This window comes from Xylanibacter ruminicola (genome assembly GCF_900107775.1).
GTDB classification, from domain to species: domain Bacteria; phylum Bacteroidota; class Bacteroidia; order Bacteroidales; family Bacteroidaceae; genus Prevotella; species Prevotella ruminicola_C.
Genome location: NZ_FNRF01000003.1, coordinates 309131 through 329407, shown reverse-complemented (window position 1 = coordinate 329407; position 20277 = coordinate 309131). Strand labels below are relative to the sequence as shown.

Annotated in this window: 18 protein-coding genes and 1 pseudogene; 2 read left to right on the top strand and 17 right to left on the bottom strand. The window is 43.4% G+C overall.

The window, feature by feature from the left end:
- Positions 1 to 5 precede the first annotated feature (5 nt).
- The 5 genes from BLU97_RS08940 to BLU97_RS08920 all read right to left on the bottom strand — a co-directional run bounded on the left by BLU97_RS08940 (position 6) and on the right by BLU97_RS08920 (position 6398).
- Positions 6 to 1196 carry a glycosidase gene (locus BLU97_RS08940; protein ID WP_074761194.1) on the bottom strand — a complete coding sequence of 397 codons (1191 nt, stop codon included), beginning with the start codon at positions 1194 to 1196 and terminating at the stop codon, positions 6 to 8.
- A 268-nt stretch (positions 1197 to 1464) separates the two neighbouring features.
- Positions 1465 to 3753: a glycosyl hydrolase gene (locus BLU97_RS16375; protein WP_175456351.1), complete on the bottom strand. Its 2289-nt coding sequence runs from the start codon at positions 3751 to 3753 to the stop codon at positions 1465 to 1467.
- A gap of 249 nt (positions 3754 to 4002) precedes the next feature.
- Entirely contained in the window at positions 4003 to 4545 is a 543-nt protein-coding gene (locus BLU97_RS08930) for an NADPH-dependent FMN reductase (RefSeq protein ID WP_074761190.1), read from the bottom strand.
- Between the two features lie 133 nt (positions 4546 to 4678).
- Positions 4679 to 5746 (bottom strand): Fic family protein, encoded by a 1068-nt coding sequence (locus BLU97_RS08925; protein WP_074761189.1) that lies wholly within the window; start codon positions 5744 to 5746, stop codon positions 4679 to 4681.
- 73 nt (positions 5747 to 5819) lie between these two features.
- Positions 5820 to 6398, bottom strand: a complete 579-nt coding sequence (locus BLU97_RS08920) for a superoxide dismutase (protein ID WP_139208961.1) — start codon at positions 6396 to 6398, stop codon at positions 5820 to 5822.
- 240 nt (positions 6399 to 6638) lie between these two features.
- Here BLU97_RS08920 and BLU97_RS08915 point away from each other — a divergent pair, with 240 nt between their 5' ends.
- On the top strand, positions 6639 to 6887 hold the full coding sequence (locus tag BLU97_RS08915; protein WP_074761484.1) for a hypothetical protein: 249 nt from the start codon (positions 6639 to 6641) through the stop codon (positions 6885 to 6887).
- Positions 6888 to 6914: 27 nt separating this feature from the next.
- Here BLU97_RS08915 and BLU97_RS08910 read toward each other — a convergent pair whose 3' ends face one another.
- Together BLU97_RS08910 and BLU97_RS08905 are read right to left on the bottom strand one after the other, a co-directional pair.
- On the bottom strand, positions 6915 to 7913 hold the full coding sequence (locus BLU97_RS08910) for a type II toxin-antitoxin system antitoxin SocA domain-containing protein (protein ID WP_081352943.1): 999 nt from the start codon (positions 7911 to 7913) through the stop codon (positions 6915 to 6917).
- A gap of 5 nt (positions 7914 to 7918) precedes the next feature.
- Positions 7919 to 8269 (bottom strand): toxin, encoded by a 351-nt coding sequence (locus tag BLU97_RS08905; RefSeq protein ID WP_074761187.1) that lies wholly within the window; start codon positions 8267 to 8269, stop codon positions 7919 to 7921.
- A 509-nt stretch (positions 8270 to 8778) separates the two neighbouring features.
- On the opposite strand from BLU97_RS08905, the gene BLU97_RS08900 reads away from it, so the two are divergent.
- Positions 8779 to 9039, top strand: a complete 261-nt coding sequence (locus BLU97_RS08900) for a DUF2188 domain-containing protein (RefSeq protein WP_254771693.1) — start codon at positions 8779 to 8781, stop codon at positions 9037 to 9039.
- A 416-nt stretch (positions 9040 to 9455) separates the two neighbouring features.
- Here the strand turns inward: BLU97_RS08900 and BLU97_RS08890 are convergent, their stop codons facing one another.
- From BLU97_RS08890 to BLU97_RS08845, 10 genes and pseudogenes are all read right to left on the bottom strand, one after another.
- Positions 9456 to 10202: a transposase gene (locus tag BLU97_RS08890; protein ID WP_175456350.1), complete on the bottom strand. Its 747-nt coding sequence runs from the start codon at positions 10200 to 10202 to the stop codon at positions 9456 to 9458.
- Between the two features lie 120 nt (positions 10203 to 10322).
- On the bottom strand, positions 10323 to 10712 hold the full coding sequence (locus BLU97_RS16215; RefSeq protein ID WP_254771704.1) for a hypothetical protein: 390 nt from the start codon (positions 10710 to 10712) through the stop codon (positions 10323 to 10325).
- Positions 10713 to 10762: 50 nt separating this feature from the next.
- Positions 10763 to 10966: pseudogene (locus tag BLU97_RS16210) on the bottom strand (helix-turn-helix domain-containing protein); the annotation flags it as partial.
- Positions 10967 to 11145: 179 nt separating this feature from the next.
- The gene (locus tag BLU97_RS08875; RefSeq protein ID WP_074761179.1) at positions 11146 to 11859 is read right to left on the bottom strand and encodes a hypothetical protein; all 714 of its coding nucleotides are present in this window, start codon (positions 11857 to 11859) and stop codon (positions 11146 to 11148) included.
- A gap of 18 nt (positions 11860 to 11877) precedes the next feature.
- The gene (locus tag BLU97_RS08870) at positions 11878 to 13233 is read right to left on the bottom strand and encodes a DUF1848 domain-containing protein (protein ID WP_074761178.1); all 1356 of its coding nucleotides are present in this window, start codon (positions 13231 to 13233) and stop codon (positions 11878 to 11880) included.
- Positions 13230 to 13919 (bottom strand): hypothetical protein, encoded by a 690-nt coding sequence (locus tag BLU97_RS08865; RefSeq protein ID WP_074761177.1) that lies wholly within the window; start codon positions 13917 to 13919, stop codon positions 13230 to 13232. The genes BLU97_RS08870 and BLU97_RS08865 overlap by 4 nt, the downstream gene beginning before the upstream one ends.
- Positions 13920 to 14199: 280 nt before the next feature.
- Positions 14200 to 16083 carry an Eco57I restriction-modification methylase domain-containing protein gene (locus tag BLU97_RS08860; protein ID WP_081352942.1) on the bottom strand — a complete coding sequence of 628 codons (1884 nt, stop codon included), beginning with the start codon at positions 16081 to 16083 and terminating at the stop codon, positions 14200 to 14202.
- Entirely contained in the window at positions 16062 to 16787 is a 726-nt protein-coding gene (locus BLU97_RS08855; RefSeq protein WP_074761176.1) for a hypothetical protein, read from the bottom strand. The genes BLU97_RS08860 and BLU97_RS08855 overlap by 22 nt, the downstream gene beginning before the upstream one ends.
- The gene (locus tag BLU97_RS08850; RefSeq protein WP_074761175.1) at positions 16787 to 17884 is read right to left on the bottom strand and encodes a hypothetical protein; all 1098 of its coding nucleotides are present in this window, start codon (positions 17882 to 17884) and stop codon (positions 16787 to 16789) included. Before BLU97_RS08850 ends, BLU97_RS08855 begins: the two co-directional genes overlap by 1 nt.
- Positions 17884 to 20154 carry a sensor histidine kinase gene (locus BLU97_RS08845; RefSeq protein WP_074761174.1) on the bottom strand — a complete coding sequence of 757 codons (2271 nt, stop codon included), beginning with the start codon at positions 20152 to 20154 and terminating at the stop codon, positions 17884 to 17886. The genes BLU97_RS08850 and BLU97_RS08845 overlap by 1 nt, the downstream gene beginning before the upstream one ends.
- Between the last annotated feature and the right edge of the window lie 123 nt (positions 20155 to 20277).

Below are 20277 nucleotides of genomic sequence, written 5' to 3'. Positions count from 1 at the left end.
ATGTATTACTTACGATTCTTTGCTATCAGTTTCTTGATTGTCTCTACACTAGCCGCGGTATAATAGCCATCCTCTGGGGTGTTCATACAGTAATCGATAAGCTTATCGATAGTCGATGTAGCCACATGCATGCGGGTGTCGGCCGAGGCATAGTAGATAAACACCTTGCCATCCTCATCAGCTATCCAACCATTGGCAAACGCCACATTCATCACATCACCGTAATACTCATTACCCTCAGGCACCAGGAAGTAGCCACCCGGACGTGCAATCACCTTCGTGGGGTCGTCCAGCGCCGTCATATACATATACAGCACATAGCGCAGTCCGTCAGCCGTGGCACGCACACCGTGAGCCAGATGCAACCACCCCTTAGGCGTCTTGATGGGGTGTGGTCCCTCACCATTCTTCACCTCGGTGATTGTGTGGTATTTGCGCTCGTAGATAATCGTCTCGTCCTTGATCTCAGCGTGGGTGATGTCATCCACCAGTGCCCAGCCGATTCCTCCACCGCTACCAGTGTCGATAAAACCATCCTGCGGACGGGTATAGAAGGCGTATTTCTTGCCTTGCAAGCGGCCATCGGCCGAGCGACCATCCACGAATTCCGGGTGCAGCACCACGTTTCGCTGTTGACTTTTTGTTTTCAGGTCAGGTAGTCTGTACCAGGTTTTCAGGTCCTTGGTACGGGCGATACCCGCAGTAGCAGTAGCAGCACTCAGATCACCAGGCTGCGAGTCGTCATGACGCTCTGCACAGAACACGCCATAAATCCAACCATCCTCATGTTGGGTCAGTCGCATATCATAGATATTGGTAGCAGGCACCACATCATCAGGCATGGTGATGGGCTCCTCCCAGAAACGGAAGTTATCGATACCATTGGGACTCTCTGCCACAGCAAAGTAACTCTTACGGTCAGCACCCTCCACACGCGCCACCAGGCAGTACTTCCCCTGCCACTTAATGGCACCTGCATTCAACGTGGCATTACACATAATGCGTTGCATCAGGTACGGGTTGTCCTGCTCGCTGAAGTCGTACTTCCACTCCAGAGGCACGTGTTCAGCTGTTAACACGGGGTTCTTGTACTTCTCGTAAATCCCATTCCCCCACTCCATGGGTTCGTTCTTCTTTGCCAGCAGCTCCTCATGATGCTTTCTCAGAGCTGCCACCTTCTGTTCAAATTCGCTCATATTGATTTTAAGTTTACCGCTGCAAAGTTACGACAACTTTCTCAAACTCCCATACTTTTTTTTGCTCAATCATTACACTTTTCCACCAATCCGCCCCTGACAGAAAGCAATAAAGGCCGAAGTCCCGGCCTACCAAAACATAGCATGGATTTGGGTCTTCCCAAATCCAGGATTTAAGCCCCTTGCCAAAGATTGGCGAGGGGTTTGGAGAGTGGTTTGAAGCCCTCCTTAGGATGAAGGAGGGTTGGGTGGTTGTGAAAAAGAGATGTCATTGCTCAATATCCTTAAGGAAAAGGACGTTTGGGGCATTTTTAAATGCCTTAGCATAATCATTGCCAGAGGGCGTATTAGGCACTGGCCCGAACCACTCCTTCTCATAATTCCTCCAAAGGAGGAAGTAACAAATCGGATACTTATCCATCTGTGGCTTCAGCACCCTGCTGAACCACGTTTGGTCAGGCGTATTCTTATAGCCACATTCCGTCATAGCCAATAGCTTGCCATGATCCTTGGCAAATTTTGCTAAAAAAGTCAAGTCACAGTTCAGGGCTGATACAAAATCCTGCTCCGAGCCCCACTGATAGGCATCCTCACCTATCAGCGTCACACGGTCGTTACCCGGGTAGCGCTGCATAAAGCGCTCCAGCGTCCAGCCACCATCCAGATTGGGCGAGTAGCTCCACAACAGGTTACTGAATCCACGCGCGTTCATTTCATCCTGTAGCAGGTTCCAAAGCGCCTTGAATTCGGTGTCGCTACACAGCTTCTGTCCCCACCAGAACCACGAGCCGTTATTCTCATGCCAGGGACGGAAGATGATGGGCACAGGCTGGCCTGCTTCATCTTTCAGACTCTCGATAAAGTCAGCCACACGCGTCATCCACAGCTTGAACTTATCTGCCATCACACCACCAGGCAGGATACTCTTCACCACCTTGTTGCTGGTCACATCCCAGGCTGTACCACCTGTCAGCGGATTACGTGGATGCCAACTGATAGTCACCACACCACCACGCTTCACATGCGCCAACAACTCATCGTGTATGCGGGTAAAGGGCACACTGTCCAGGTTCTTCTCGTCGCCCATCTCTATGCCACCCAACTCAAAGCCCATCACTGCAGGGTAATCACCCACGGTCAACTTCACATCGCTCTTTCCATCCTCGTAAGCCCAGCCAATACCGTAGAACGGGTCATCCTGATGTCCCGCCATATAACCTTTCTGCTGCAAGGCTTGCAGTCTGTCGGCCAGTTCAGTGGCTGTGGTCGATTTCAGTTCCTTCAGCAACCAAGCCTCCCAGGTGTCCCACTGCTCCTGATGCCAGAAGTGCCAGGTGGCCTGATAAGGTTTGATTTCCTTCGGCCCCTTTACGATATTATAGGTAGCCCATGCGCTCGTTGGTGGCACCACATCGTCGTTATAGCCAAACGAGAACCAGCCCTTCTGCCCGTTGTTAATCAGTCGCGCAAAGTTCACCCCATCATAATATCGAGAAGTTTCTATCTCCTTCGTTCTTCCTCCTTCGTCCTTCGTCCTTCCTCCATAGAAGTAATGTGGCCATCCGCAGGCAGCCCCTTTCAGCGAGTTGGTATGATCGCAAAGCGCTGCATGCACAGGCGCATAGCAGGTCATGCGCTTATCCAGTCCGGCACTCACCAGGGTCAGGAATCCTCCCTGACTCGATCCTGTCACACCAGCCTTCTGTCCGTTCCAGGGGGTGTACTGCTCGATATAGTCCATCGCACGGATACAACCCATAATCACATGGTGATAGTAGTGCTTGTCGCGATTGTCCATATGGTACTCCCAGTAGCCCTGCAGCGCACCATTGCCCAGGTTGTCGTACACACCCTGCTCCATTGTCACAGGAATGCCATGGATACCAATCTCCAGTGTAATCACACCCTGTGAGGCTGTATATACATCGCCACCATAGGGACGCACGCCTGCACCAGGCACACGCAACAAGGCAGGATATTTGCCCTCGCGCACGGGCACGCATAATATACCATAGGTACGCGAGCCCCAGCGTTCGTTGTTAAAACTTACTTCATATACGTTTACATCCTTCGTACAACGCTCAGGCAACAAACGTTTGGTTGGGTTCAGGTCGGTTTTGCGTGCTTCTTTGATGGCATGTTGCCAGTACTGCTCAAAATCCTCGGGCATCACGGTCGATGGTTGCAGTCTCTCGGGATTAAAGGCAGCCCCACAGGCTCCGCGGTAATCCACGCCGTTCACATGGGCCGTCACATCCAGACGATAGAATCCCGGTTTCGCCATCGTGCCCTGCAACTTCAGACTACCGTCTTTCAGAGTCACGCTTTTGCGGATGTCCTGATACATCTCAGGTCCCATCGCATAATCTATAGCAACGTTTTTAAGTAATGTACCCTCCTGGCGCACTTCTACGGTAAAGTTCACCTTTTCGCCCGTTTTGTAATGCCAGTCAGCATGGTCAGGTTCCACAGTCACCACCACACTATTTCCACGAATCTGTGCCTGCAGCATCAGCACCGCAGACAAACTAAAAATAATAGTAAGCAGTCTTTTCATTTTTAATTACCGATTGTCGTTTTTTAATTTTAAGTTTACGGCTGCAAAGTTACGACAACTTTCCCAAACCGCCATACTTTTTTTTGCTCAATGATGACACTTTCCCACCAATCAAAGAAAACATGCCGGACCTTTGATGGTCCGAGCATACCTTAATGAAAGAGCGACGAGCAGGAGCGGTTGCATCCCCCTTTGAAGGGGGCCTTGTCCTGTCAGGGGACAGGTCCCTGGCAGGATTAATATTTTCCATCAGCCCTTAATTAACTTATCAGCCAGCGCCTTTAGGGCGGCCTTCTGCTCATCAGTCAGCACCAGCACATCCGTACCCCAGGCCTCTGCAGGCACAGCAATACCCACCTGATCCTTGATCACCTCAGCCTTCATAAAGGTGAGCAGTTCCGTGAGTTTGGCCCTACAATCAGCGGTAGCAGCCTTACCACCAGCCCCACTGATAGCCACACGCTTGCCGTTGATGCACGTCGGCGTAGCATAGTCCATCGGTTTTACAGGGCGCGACAGCCAGTCCAGCAGGTTCTTCAAGTGCCCCGGATAACTCATGTTATACTCCGGCGTAAAGATCCACAGCCCATCAGCCTCGCTCACTTCCTTTCGAATGCGAGCCACAACCTCCAATTCTGGTTGCTCAATATCCTGACTCAGCAGCGGCAGATCGCTATAGTCCAGTTCCTGCACCTCAGCACTTCCGCCGATGATTTCCTTAGCCACACGAGCCACCTGCCGATTAAACGACTTCGCTCTCAACGACCCAATAATAAACAAAATCTTTTTCATACCTTTCTAGTTTTTAGTTATTCATCTCTGCCAGGGGACAGGTCCCTGGCAGGTATTCACAAAGTCGAGCAGATTCTCTGGCTGTCCGCCACCGATGTTATATAATCTTCTCCATATTTTTATTTTCCGTTTATCACTGCGTCACAAACACCCGCCAACTGCCGTCTTTCTCGCCCCGCTCCACATACTTCTTCTGAATCAACTGGTCCAGCAGCTTCTGTATGGCAGCCATGCTGATGCCCGTCTCGTCTCTCATATCCGCCAGCGTCAGCGTAGGCTGCGTGCGCATCGCGTTCAGAATCTTCGTGTAGTTCGGCGTACGGAAAGCTATCCGCTCCCCGTCATACCACCACACGTTCTCATCCCGCTCGCTCACAAACAGCACATCGTTATACACCTCCGTAGCCACCAGCTCATTAAAGTACTTCATAAACGGTCTGATGTCCTTAATCTCCGCATGAGCACCGTCTACAGGCACAGGCCCCACTTCCATATCAGCCTGATGCAGAGCCTCCAAGTATTCGCTCTTCTTTCTACTGCGAACCACAATCATCGGATAGTCGTGCCGAGCCAAAATAAAGTTCACCATCAGGCGGGCAATACGTCCGTTACCATCCTCAAATGGGTGGATACGTATGTAGCGGTAGTGGAACAATGCCGCCAGTTCTATAGGCGATAGTGTACCTTCCTTTTCTGCCTCGTTGTACCAATCCACCAAATCTGTCATCAGCCCCGGAGTCTCCTCAGGCGAAGCATACTCGAATCTATCGCCATAGCGGGTAATCACGCTGTTTGGTCGAGTTTTATACTGCCCTGCATGGATAACGTAACTCGTCTGTACCCCTCCCGGAAGATCACGATACACCGTATAATCCTCCCTCAACAGTGTCTTATGCAGTGTTCGGATAAAGTTCTGCGTCAGCGGCATCTCCTTCACCCGGGCCTCCTCCGTCATCATCTTCAGACCCACGTTGCTCGCCGTCATCTCCTGTACGGCATGCACGTCAGCCTCTCCTATCACCTTACCAAACAGCAACAGAATCTCCGTCTGTCCATACGTCAACGTATTTCCTTCGATATGGTTGCTGTTGTAGTTAAAGTCCACGGTGAATCTACGGCTCAACCGCTCCCTATCCTTCTCCGATAGAGGCTGCAACTCCTGCCATGCCGCCAGTGCCTTTTTAATATTCAGATGCTTCATAGATGCCAGCTATTATTTTTTATGCCGCAAATATACAAAATATTACCCAAATGGTTGTAACGTTACAACCTTTTTAACGTTTTTCAATAACCTGCCAGTCAATAATCTGCCACAAGGCAGCGAGATGATCGGGCCTGCGGTTCTGATAATCCAGGTAGTACGCATGCTCCCACACATCAAACGTCAGCAACGGCTTTAAGCCCTTCTGCACAGGGTTCGCCGCATTCGTTTCCTGCGTGATAACCAACTTACCGTCTTTATCAGCAGAGAGCCACACCCATCCAGAACCAAACAACGTAGCCCCAGCTTTCTGGAATGCCTCCTTGAAAGCCTCAAACGAACCAAAGTCACGAACGATTGCCTCTGCCACCTTTCCGACAGGCTGATTGTCAGCCTTTGGCGCAGCAAACTGTCCGAAGTACAACTCATGATTCAGGATCTGCCCAGCATTGTTAAGGATCCCACCCGTTGCCTGACAAACGATTTCTTCTAATGCCAGGTCGGCCATCGGATTTCCTTCCAGCAAACCATTCAGGTTATTCACATAAGCCGCCAAGTGCTTCCCGTGATGAAAAGCAATCGTTTCGCGACTAATCACCGGCTCTAAGGCCTCAGGCGCATACGGCAGCGCCATTAATTCAAACTTTCCCATATCGTTCCCAGTTTTAAAATTAAACATAATGTTTCCTGGGCAAATATACGAAAACATTTCGAAAAGGTTGTATCCCAACAACCTTTTTAACCATTTTTCATATCCAAAATAGCCTATTATTTCATAAAAACGACTATCTTTGCAGCCAGATATGAAACAACAGTTAAGCGATATTGCCTCGTAATGTTTAACCGAGTGGCGCAACGAGAGTTTGCGACCGCTCACAACATTACAGGTAATATGAGTAAAAGTAGAAAAAGATTTCCAGCAGGCACATGTTGCTGCTGTAAGTCGCAGAAGCGCGGAAAACAGATTAGTCATCGCAAATTCCGCCGACGAGAACATGTGTTGATGCATAATCAACATTTTGAGAAACTTCCTAGGCGCCAATACGAGATTACATGCCAATGGGATCTTGGTGGTGACGGAAAGTGCTTCTGGGGCTGGGCTCCTGAAGAAGAATGGTTCCAGAAAGAAATGCGAAAATGAGGGCATTACACCCTCATTTTCGCATTTCTATATTGCTTTCAGCGAGAAGGCCATTTCAAAACTGATAAGCCTGTCACTGTTTAGGTATTTCTTCCAGGCATCCTCATGATGGCTTGTTTCCGAGATTTTCGCCGGTGTTTCCTTCTTGAATCTCTGGTAAACATATTCCAGCATCTCCTTTTCATCCTCACTAAAATAAGTCATGTCTGGAGACAGATTTGAAACCAACTTAGTACCAGCCCTTCCATCAGAATATTGCACAATCTCCTGGTTAATATCGTTATAGAAACTATATACACGATCCCAATGCAAGGGCACAGGGCCATGAGTAATGGCTTTGTAGCACAAGCCGGTCATTCCTTTGCCCGTCAAGCGGTATGCTAAGAAGTCCGTATAGAACAGGAGCTTGTTCATTTTAGTAAAGAAAACGCCATCACCCCTCTCTATGTAATATAATAGGATGTTCTTCAGCTTATCTATCGACTGTGCAGCAAAACCATTATAGATGGTTCTACGACAGATGTTAAACACATGTTCTATCTCAAACTCCGAATGCTTCGCGCTCTTCCACGACCTGGTCTTCTCCATCAATTTGGAAAAATCGTTTTCAGAGAACTGTTCACGAGAATTAAGCACAAAAGCAAGGAAGAAGTCAGGATTCATGATCGACATCAGCACCTTTCCGTTTGCCTCACTAGGCATGTCACCATTCTCATACAAGCGATACTGGTTCTCGCCAAACCCAAGGATTGCCGACATTTTTGTAGCTGAAAGACCATAATGCTGGCGAATGCGCTTGATTTCCTCTGGGAACGGGATGCCATATTTTGCACGATATTTGTTATACACCTGAGCTAAATTTGCCTCGTCCAGTTCCGTTGTAGTAAATCGCTCATGAGTATCCTGGCACTCGTAAAACTGGTGAACATAACAGAATTGTTCCTTGCGGAAAGTCAGCACAGAGGGCTCATGGCACAGTTTTGCATCCCCTCCTGAGAAAGGACTCTTCATTGTTTGCTTAATCATAATCGTCAGTTTTTAAATGGGTACGTCATCGGATGTTCAGCTATATGGAAAGAAATGCAGATCGTGCTGTTGTTCGGTTGCCCAAACGTGATTTTGATATACACCTCATGACCTTTCACGTCCTTGCCGAAAACCCACATCTCTCCCATTCTATTGAGAGTGTCCACAATTGGTCCTTCCGAATAGTCTTCTGGTTCAATATTCAGGATAACCTGCTTGCGGTAAGTTGGAGTGATTTCCAAAGTGGCCAGTGTCTGTAGGTTCTTCCCCCTGTCATCCCGGAAAATGATATCAAACACCTTGATTTTCTCCTTTAGCCTCTTCAGAAAATCTTCTACTTGTTCTTTTGTAGCCATTATGTTTATTAGTACTCTTTTGTATATGCAATGCAAAGATAACGCATTTTCAACGAAAAAGTTTATTGTTTACAGTTTTTAACACAAATATTTCACTAAAAAGTTGGTGTTATGAAAAAAGATTGGTAATTTTGCAGTCGAAAGGACGGCAATTGGGATAACTTAGAAACTCAATCCTCCTTATTTGTTATAATAACGTTAGCCCCACAGGGGCAACTGCAGGGCTGAACTACTCTCGCGCGTGCTCTGGGCACAACTACGAAGTTCTATTTACTATTGGTCTAGATTTTATAGAACGGAATATTTTTTCAATTATTGTATTTTGCTGATTGAAATTATGGCTACAAGAACAATACGAGTTCGCACTAGAATCAATACGACAACTCGTGTCAGAACCACAGTCAAAATCACACGTAAATAGATTTAAGAATCTTTTCCGTGTATCTTTGGATTATACTTACCTCTATTATGATTGAGGTTTCCTCTCGTATGGGGCACCATGCCCAGTTATGAAAAGCATTTTTTCAGAACTTAATATCTGTAAAGCTATGGGAAATCAAATTCACGTAGTCAAGAACGGAAATGTCTGGAAAGTCAAGCAAGAGGGCTGCACTCGCAGTTCCGGTGTCTTCGGCCATCAGTACCAAGCGATAGAACGTGGTAGGCAGATTGCCATGAACCAAGGCAAGGAACTAACCATTCATGCAGTGGACGGACACATCCGCGACAAAAGAAGTTATGGTAACGACCCTTTCCCTCCTAGAGGATAAAGTGATGTTGCAGTAATTTGTTTTGATTTTTTAGTTATTAGAAAACTGCCATCGGGGTGCTTTTTGCACCCCTATTTTAGGCTTTCACTTATTCATACATATTGATTTACTCGCCTATACCTCTCACACAATTCCAGCAGTTTCGAGAACTTACTAAACCTCGGTTCTTTCAATTCCCCAGCATTCATAAGCTTTCTATTAGCTTTTAACCAATTGAGCATATCATGCTCTTCTATCCTGTGTCGTGAAGGATTCCTGTGATTGGCCTCAATGAAATCTACGATCTCCTTATATTTGGTTTGCCATCTTGTTTCTTGATCCATAACCGTTAACCTTTACCCCTGAACTGTGCGCTCGGCTCTGCCGCTTGGCTAGTCCAAGAACGACTAAAGGAAACACGGGGACAGGTTCCTGTTTCATTTCAATCGATATATCATGCTTTTCCCGATTCCTGTCAATCTTTCCAGTTGGCGCAGCGAAGCCCTCCTATTCTTCAACTCAATCAATACAGATTTCTTTATATCTGCAGGTAATTGCTGAAAAGCACTGCTATTCGTTACACCTGTCTTTTCTTTTATCAGCGACATCACCTGATCATCTGAAGGACGTCCTTTCGAAACATCTTCAACGTCAAGACAAGCCACATCATCAGAAAGGGAGGCATTCACAAGTTCATTCAATTCATTGTATGATAGTCTATTCAAGATAGTACAAGTATCACATAGTGGGAACAATGTTCCATTTTTGTCCATGTATTCACCCCAACTGCTGAATTCATAATCCCCAACAGCCTCTACCATCCCTGCTTTTACAGGATTTTGATGTATATATCTCAAAAGTGTAACGAAATACGCCATATCGTTCACAGGCTCACTCTTAAACCGCTCGCGGAACAGATGACCATCTCTAGAATACTTATGATTATAATAATAAGCATATGAAGATGCTATTCTTTTTATTGCCATCCCAATTGTGTCCTCGCGTTCACGAATGAGAAGATGAATATGATTAGGCATCAGACAATAAGCATACAGAGTATAGTTCCTCCCTGCCGGAGTACCATCAGGCTCGTACGACAGAGCCATCAAATCCAATGTTTTGAGAAACTGATAATAGTCCTCCTGCTCCTCAAAGATATTCTGATGATTTATACCACGCATCATCACATGATATATACCCGTCCCCGATGGTTTTCTGGATTGCCTTGGCATTTGCTATTAATATATTTCTTAAATAATTATTCCTTGTATGAAACAGGAACCTGTCCCGGTGTTTCCCTCGTCTCATTTTACATAATATCCACCCGTTTTCTTGCTTCCACGACGTTCTATTATATTCAGTTCAAGAAGTACATTCATATGCTTAACAATAGTTCTGAATGGCTTTCCGAGACCGTCTGCTATTCTGGTTGTATTATAGCCCTCGTGAGTCTTTATAAACTCCAATGTCTCTTTCTGGCTATCGTTTAATTGACCCCTTAATTGACCATTTAATTGACCATTTAATTGACCATCACCCATTTCTTTACCTGCATCTTTATAATCAACTGAATATATCACTGTCATGAACTGACTGGGCGATGATTTAAATACAGGCCGTCTCTCCTCCTTATATGACTCCAGCGCCTTCGTCTCGTTGCAAATACGCTTCAGGCCGCTACCACGTTTCTCCATATAGTCCAGTTGCGCCATCACGTCAGCCAGTACTGGGTTTCTGTCACGTGCTGAATATCCTCCAGCCCCTTAACGTTGCCATCATTGTCCACTCCAAAGAACAGCGAGCCACCCAAAGTATTGGCAAAAGCACTCACGCTCTTCAGCCAACTCTTCGGTTTTTTATCTTCCAGCATCTCCTTATAGTCGTATACCGTACATTCAGCAATCAGAGTCTGAAACTCCGTCGATTTCTGTATATCTTCTATTGTCATATCGTATCCTCTTTCAATAGGGTATCACAATCTGTGACATCCATTTTTTCGTATCCATCAGCCCGTAAGTATTCCTTACTACCTGCTTAATTCTCCATTAACGTCAAATTTGAACCATTCACCTTGAACCATGAACCATAAATGTTCCACCGTTCTTCCTATGTCATGCCTCTATCATCTTAACTAAACATTCGTCTCAACCTGCACAACGACTCACTATAACTATAGTCCGCAGTAGCCTCAAGGTGTGAAAATAAATCATCCAACGTTGTCCAAGAACGAATATCACCGATATTAAGTATCAGCTTCCATAAATTCGGGTTCTTAACAAACAATGGGTACATCATAACGGCTATAGCGTTATACAAATCCCTTTTATATTTCTCATTTTTAAGTATCTCTGACTTCTCCAAATACCATCCTCCTGACGCATTCAAATTATATGCATTATTCTTCGTCAACAAGTTACCAAGATACACCTGTACCGACGAAGAATACCCCGGCAATCCATTTGTACTACAGAAGTCTACCATCTTATTTAGATTGTAAAGAGAAGACAACTCACATATTGTTTCTTCAAACCAAAGCAAATTAGACCATTCACCCGTAAGCGTTCCATCAATCAGATGATGGCAATACTCATGGGCAAACTGATAAACCCACTGACACCAGTAGTTTTCTTTGACATTCAGAAAGATTATATGTCCTTCCCCTACTTTTGAGCACATGGGGGCACCCTCAGTAGGCACCACGATGCACCGTCGAGTAGAGAAAAATGGACGTTCTATTGCGCTCATCATATTTACATCCACCATATAGAGCAATAATCTTATTACCCCATAATTAGTATTCCCAAACGCCCCATTCTCATTAATAATAATATTTGGCATCATCTTCTTTGGAACATCCCTCTACAACATCGATTCATTAATCTTCAGCCTATCCTCTTGGTGATGTTTTCGCAACCAGTGCTGCACCTCATGCACATATACCAGTTTTTTCTTCGCAACTAACACTCTAAATGACCTGTGTCTCTCATCAAAGCAGTGCTCAAAAGCATCCATATAATACGAATAATCCGTCCTGTGCGCAGGGATCTCATCCCCAGGAAAAACTATAGAAGCAGCTATTACGGGGTCATAATATATCCATCGGTCTTCTACCCCATCTATAGCAACAGGCTTCACTTGTGCTAATGAAACTTCCGTCTGGACACCAGCCAATCTGACCACATTCCCCCTTATCTCCACAATCTTATACAGATTCGTTCCATATCCGTAAAAATCGCTTGCTTTCTTATAAAGTTCAGGATGCTTAAGTTTCACAATATCGCCTGCCTTAAATGGCTCCGGAATTTTAATAAATGAGAAGAGCTTTCTCTCAAACACCTTGTCATCAGTCCCAAGGGCACCTATCAATAGTGGAGAATTCGGGTCATGTGCCATACGGTTCTTGGCCACCACCCCGTCCTTAAAGTTGGCATAACAGTATTTGCAGCCATGGGCGCATGTGTTGTACTCTCCTATATCTATGCTCTGCACACAACCGCATTCTTTCCTTTGGTTCGGATCTTTGTCAACCACCAGTTTTACGCCCAAAAGGTCTTCAATGAGCGCATTATCTATACATTTGCCATGCTTAATCCCAACTGATTCCAACGCTATCTCTTCTGCACAAGTCTGAATCTTAATACCGTAGCGGCTCGCAATGAAGAACAGCTTTGTTGCCAAATCTGCCATTTCCTTCAAAGAAGGCTCGCGTGCTAGAGAATCTTGTAGATTCCGCTGAGTTTTCTTATAGAGGTCAACAAAACTGATAACACAAGTATCAGTAAAGCCAGCCAGCCTTTTTGCTATTTCCTCAAAATAGCGTACATGGTAGTCTATTCCCATGCTATCGGTAAGCAGTATTGGGTCATATCGCCAAATCACTCTTTTGGTGCCTATCTTTTCTGACAGCTCTTTAAAAGTTTGAATGATTCCTTCTTTGCGAGGTACGCCTAATTCCAAACCCTTATCGTATGGATTGATAGTGAACTGGAAATAATACATGTAGTCCTTCAGTTCATCCAAACGGTTCAACATTGGTCTGGGGTTCTTGCTCCATAACACAATGCAGTCTATCACGTCAGGTGAAATCGTAATCTTACTCACCTGGTGAATGTTCATCGGATTCCTCACATACACAAAGCCTTCCTTCAGGCGGTTAAAGAACCATTCTGAATAGAAGGCTGGTATATCTGTCCTGCGACTTACGCTCAATATCATTGGAATTTAATATATGTTTGGATACTGTTTGTCTCTGAAAAAGGATTGTATTTTTGTACGATAGAAGCATCTGACATCACAAACGGCTGTTTGGCCACTTGCTTACCAAACTGACCTATATATGGATGGAAAACATGGTATTGCAATTTCGCCGATTTAAAACTCAAGCCAGCATCTTTCAGAAATCTCAACATTTTATTGGTAGCTCCTAGAGAAACCAGAAGATAGACATCATTAACTAAAAGATAGCGAGGTCGCTTTTGACGTATCAACATAATAAGATTATTCAAGAAATTGTCATATTGCGCAAAATGGAACTTCATCATATCGGACAGCATGTAGTTCAATATAATAACATTTATTGGTTCTTGAGATTGCATATAATATGAAAAGACATCTTGGCAAAAAGTTTGCGCATCCGCCGTCTGGACGCAGGCTTGAACCTGATTCATAACAGGTTGCCATAACGGTTCGGTATCAAATCCTCGAAAGTGAAAGTCCGCGTCATTTTTGCCGATTGTACGCCAAAAACTTAACGTTCCAAACAACTCTGAACAGGGACCACAACCAATAGATGCTATATTTATTTCTTGCCAATTAATGAAATCGTTCTTCAGTCGGTTTATTTCATAGAACACCTCGGCTCCAAATCTATAACTGTGTTTGAGAGTGTAGTACAACATCATCTTGTCACAGTTATAGTGATACGTCCGATTACCATAACTATGAACTCTCTGTATACAAGGGTAACAATTGGTTTGTTGTCCTCTGCAGTAATTTTCGTTTGTACATGCAATTCCACATTGACAGTGTTGACCGTTGATGTATTCCGTATCGCACCAAGTTAGGAGCTGATCAAGTTCTTGCATAACTCAATTATCAAAATGGTTCTTATTCATCCTACTCTGGATCCCCCCCTCGTGGCACAAACAAATAAGCATAAAACGCCCATCCCCTTCAACAATCCTAATCCACTCTCCATATTCCATAGACCTCATTTAACCATTCATTCACTTCATCCTGATTGTGCAAGGATAGCAGTATATGCTCCTGCTCTTCCGTTAATCTAGGAATACCAAAATGCTGTATATATCTCTTTTCTAAAGAGAAGAACCCTCCACTGTATGGTTTACTCGTTTTTGTAATATAATACCAGAAAATATCTGATGACAAAATACGTTTAATAATCTCTAATTGTCTTGGTGTTTCTGCTAATATTGAATACCCGTCATAAAACAACAGGTTTTCATTGTCACAAAACACAAAACAGGGAGTATCACATATGTGAGGTAACAACAAGCGCTTTCCTTGTATATTCAAGGCCTGCGATCGGCCATATGCATACCATTTCGGATATTTCTTATGGCCATTATCGCGTTTCGCAAGCTCTTCTCGGTTTCCTTCTAGATAGTGGTAAGCAAAAGGATAGTTCCTTTGAAAGACTTCTTCGTCTATTACTTCCTGTTGTCCGTTTACAGAACGATACGGAAAGATAATATATTCACGAAGGGTTTCTATATCACTCTCTTGTCTAACCAAATTGGCCTTTATAGCTTCTCGGCATACAGCGCGTTCAACCTTGAACTCGCTACCTTTTTTTTCAAAATAAAAAAACTTCCTGTCCTTACGTATTGGTCGGATTAAATAAACATCATTGCGAAGAGTCGCAAATCCGTTTCTTATTTCCACCACCTTTCCCAAAGGTGTGCCAGTTGATTCTATGGCACCAATATTCAATGAAGTTTTCTTGTCTTTTAATATCCAGCCCTTCTTATTGTCAAGTGTATTGTATGAAATATCCTCAAAAGCATCTTCATGAATAAATGATAGCAGGCCGCTCGCAGTTTCTTGATAATGAATTCTATCGGTAGGTATATTTCTAATAATACATATACATGTATATGTAGAACATCCTCGAAATAATTGTTCGGCACCAAAATCAACTATCGTAAAATCAAGTCCTTTTTCCGAAAGATAGTTTCTAAATGCACCGCCATTTAAACTGCGGTAAAATGTATTAACAGTAATATATCCAAGAGTTCCTCCTGGTTTCAAGCTGTCAAGGCTTAACTGAAAGAAAGGCAAGTATAAGTCCGACTTTCCTGTCTTTGATACTGACCAATTCTTTACGTATTGCCTATTTTCTTCAGACATCTTAGAAGAGGCTACATAAGGTGGGTTTCCTATAACGATGTCGATGCCCCCATTCTGCAAAACGACTCTGGTCTCCATAAACTCATTACTCAATGAGTTTTGACAGAATATATTGAACACATCCCCTCTTAGTTCCTCTCCTTCTTGGAGAGCATACAATGATAATAATATTTTCGTTCGTTCGACGCTATATTCTTTGATATCAACACCAAGGATACTGCGAAGCAGAAAGTCACTGATTGAAAAATCAGCATGCTCTTCCCTAATTATCTTTATCAATGTATAAAAAAAGCCACCACAGCCGCATGATAAGTCGGCATATAACAAATCAAGCCATCGTTCTTTATCATATCCGGCCAAAACCCTCCTAACTATAAACTCTCGTATGAATGCTGGAGTATATACTGCACCATTTACTTCCTTATCTGCAGGTGAAATGACAAATTCAAATACCTCAACTAATTCTTCTAGACCAAATCGGTTGTGCGACCGCCGTATTGTTTTCAACAAACTTGTTAGAGTCTCGTCACCTTTATCGATTAGATATTTATAGAGAAAATTTCTTTTCCCCACTTTCAGCTGATGTGACTCCACGTATGAACTGACAATAATTTTATTAATATAGTCAGTTCGTTTGTCTTCCAGTTTCTTAAAGAAAGACAATATCTCTCTATCTATGCTGTCAGATACGGACATAGTGATTTGTCATAATCAGAAGTTACTCCCTCAGTCCATGGCACTTTTGAGAGGCTCTGGTAATATGGAGTAAGTATATGTTTTGCGGAGTCTCTACATAAGCCCATGAAAAGTCCATCGTTAAGGAGTTTCTTGTACCCTGTCAGGTTGTAATTAGCATAGACAAGCAGTATTCCCAACAACACATCCACGGGGTGATGCATCAAACGTGGAACATCCATTGCCAACACTTCGGTTCCTTCAATTAGACTTTCGTTGAGAAAATGTACATGATAGAGAGGATGCATCTCTGAGGAGTCATCTTTGTCATCTACCCTATCTATATGAAAACCTGTTTGGAATTTCTTCTGAGGATCCTTTTGGTTCTTCTCAATTACTTCCACCTTAAAACACAGATTCTTAATGCAATCTTCCTCGTTTTTCCATCCTTTTCCACTGCCTTCCATGCTGATAGAAACAAACATCTTCAAATTACCTTTCAATTTGCTTGGCTTTAGATGTTTTGGATTCTCTATTGGCAGTTCCATGTCATCAATCTGTACCGACCAGTCATCACCTTTACACTTTTCGCGGATAGTTGAGGCTGCCTCTGACAAATTTCGAAGCCAAGCCACATCACCAAGCGTAGATTTTAAGCTTCCAACTGCCTTATCTAAATTAGCAGCTTGGGCCTGCACAATATTTCTATAGTTCTTCTTTCCCATCAGTCTTCCAAAGCCGCCAAATCCTCTTCATAACGTTCCTTCTCGGATGGTACTAGACGAACTTCGCCTAAATTACCTGACTCAATGGTATCAAATGACACAAAACGTGGTTCTTGCCAAGACTTCAAGCCTCCTTCTTCCTGTATCATATAACCTTCAGATGAGTCCAAAGGTTTTCTTGTTACTTCATCAATAGCCCAGCAATAGGTACTTGCATCTTTGTCAGCAGGCTCGTAAGCTATCAACCCTGAGGCATCTTCTGCTTTATCTTTCAAAGCCTTTACTCGCTGAATAGTAGTCAAAGACGCAGCACTTTTCCCTCCACTTAAAGTCATAAACACTTCCTGTGTTTTTTTACTCCAATAGCAGTTTGCAATCTCACCAAATAATCCTCTGTATTTTGCTACTTCAAGGTATTTGGTCTTAAATCTCTGCCAACCTTCGCCAGATTTCTCCATATCAACGCCATATCGCGCAGCAAGCAGAGGTTCCGATATTAAAAGACCTGGATGCAAGAAAAGGTCATTCAATATAAAGGATGCAAACTCACGTACATTAAACGACGCTAAGTCTGTAAATGGCGCAAAATAAGTAGCTGTTGTATCTATACTATCCCACTGGAGTAAATTCGACAGTTTCTTCTCTTTATCATTGTTTAGCTTGTCATAGCCTTCAGCAATAATAGCCAAAACCTTGGCAAACCAATCCCATTTTAACCCACCACTACGTTCTAACACCATGTCAAACAGATCGTGGCTGGTTATGTCTGCTTTGAAATTAGCACATTCAAGGTCATTGGAAAGCAATACAAGGGGCTTGGCAGCTTTACGCTCGGCTATAACATACGAAGAAATCCATTGAGCAAGACTGGTGGCTGTAAATTTCGTACTGTCAACACCTCCTCCATCAAGTTTCAGGTCAAGTATCAAACCGTCAAAATTGTCCCATTCACTCCTAAGACGCTCAGTCAAATTATCAAATTCCTTATGCTTGCCAAGAGGAAAAACATCAACTTGTACAAGTTTACACTCATTGATACCGTCTGCTATCGACTTTATGGTATCCACTTCGTCATCTATGTAATAATATCGCTTCATCAGTTTGCTGGTATTGAAATTTGAAATGTTGTTTTATAATCTAAATATGGGGCTACTACCTTTATTTCCCCACTATAACTCGTCACAATTTCTCTTATAATAGTAAGGCCCAAACCTGTTCCTGTATAACTATCGCTACCACGACCAACAGGCGAAGAGGTTGTGAAGAACGCATTGAAAATATTATCCCAGTCTTCTTCCGGTATACCCTTTCCAGTGTCAGAAAACTGTAGATAAACATTTCCATCAGCTTTCCAACATCTTATTAATAATCTTCTGTCATCTTTATCCTTCATCGCTTTTTTTGCATTAGTGTAAAGATTAAACAGAATTGACATCCATTCTGATGGGTGCATCGGAATTGTTATTAATCCTTTTCCTTCAAAAACGGGTTCTGACATATCAATGTGTGCCCGCTGAATATCGTTTTGAATATTCTTATAGAAGGTATTTACCTGCTCTTTGATATTAATAGGCTCAAGCTCACGAATAACATTTCGCGAAATTGTTCTGTCAAAATAGGCGGTATAGGAGTGAAATGCATTGAGTTTTTCCTCCATTTCACTTATCTTTTCCAAAAGAGCCTCATTTCCTGCCATTCTGTTTCGAAGAATACTAATATCCGCAGAAAAAGAAGGTTCAAAGCGTTTTATCTCATGTATAAACTCTCCTATCACAAGACCCGTTCCAGCAAGAACACGAAGCATATTGTTCTCATCAATCAGTTTCTGTGTTTCCTCTTTTTCTTCACTCCTCGCCTTTATAATAGTCTCAATCAGTTCACTAGCTTGATTATAGAAAGAATTGGCTTCTTGATCACTTTCATTCCCTTTTTCTCCTCCATTCTTCTTTTCTACAATATTTCTAAGCTCTTCTATAGCAGTGTCAACACGGATTGTAGAATTCTTCTTTTTCCAATCCTTCTGACCAGCACTACCTTTACGTCCACGTAGATCTGCAATTTTCAGTACAGCCGATGTAATAACACGATAAAGATAGTCTACTAATTCATCGTAAGCCTCACCTTGGATAAGGCCTTCTCGACTAGACGTCTCCTCGAATACTTCAGCCCCATCATTGTCTATCTCTACTAATCCAAAGAAACTGATATTCTGGTGGGGGGCTACAATAGAACGTCTTCTTGCTGACTCGTCCAATCCTAACCAGTCATCTCCTTTTTCTCCGTATGGCAGTACTCGGAATCCCTTTCTATATAGCCGGACTCCCCCTTGTTCTTCGGCAATAGCTTTTATGTCATTACGTTTTTGTCCAGACAACAGGGAAGCCTCATATATAAAGTAGTAAATACGTGCGCGCACACCACGTACATAAACCATTTTTGAAGTTTCAACATCAGGATCTTTTCCTATCAATGACTCTTTATAGTAATCTAATTGATTACTTTTCAGAGACCAATGGGCCTGCCCTTCTGAATCTACATATGTATCAATAACGGCTAAAGCGAATTGTGTTATCTCAGAAACTTCATCTACTATTTTATGTGCTTCATCCTTAACATCTCGGTAGAAATAAGTCTTAAAGCCTGGGTCATCGTCACTATGGAACGATTTTGAAAGCGGATATGGCTGGAGCAAAGTGGAAATATTGCGATATATTTTCTTAACATAGCCATCTGACCAACCTTCCCTAAGCCCATCAATTTTCAACCATGTACCTTGACTTTTCTGTTTGGGCAGAGTTTCTATCTTGCTTTCAATAGAGTTCAGGTCTTTATCCGACTCAAATGCATCCCATCTTATTTCAACTTTAAGTGCGGTATTCGAAGCCCTCGTCTGAGTTATAATAGTCAAGTAACTTCCTAACCTCTGGGCAGCAAAACGTCCAATACCTTTTCTTCCAGCTCGTGTACGATTGAAAACAGGTGAAACGGGATTGTGAATTTTGTCCGCAGACGACAAACGCATAAAACCATCAATTAATTGCGTTCGTGTCATTCCTAATCCATTGTCATCAATAATTAGGGTTCCACCTTCTGTCCATGCGTTCTGAAATATAACATCAACTTCAGTTGCATCAGCATCGTACGCATTCTTGATGAGTTCAGCCACAGCAGTGTCTCTCTTACCAACTAGCTCTTCACCTAAACGACTTATAATGCCTGCATCAACAGAAAAACGCACATTCTCACTATCGAACTTGGCAAGTTCGTTAGTAAGTGCCACCAGCTGACTATAATCCACTGGCGTGTGAGTAAGCAAATCTGTTATCATTTGCTTTATCTGTTCTTCTGTATGCGTATTCTCTGCCATATCTTATTTATTCTAATCTGCAAAAATAACGCTTTTACGCCATCCTAATTGCATTTCTAGCCAATTATTACTCTTTATTAACTATTTCGCTGTGGATTTCAGAAGCAAGAAGCGGTTCTGCTA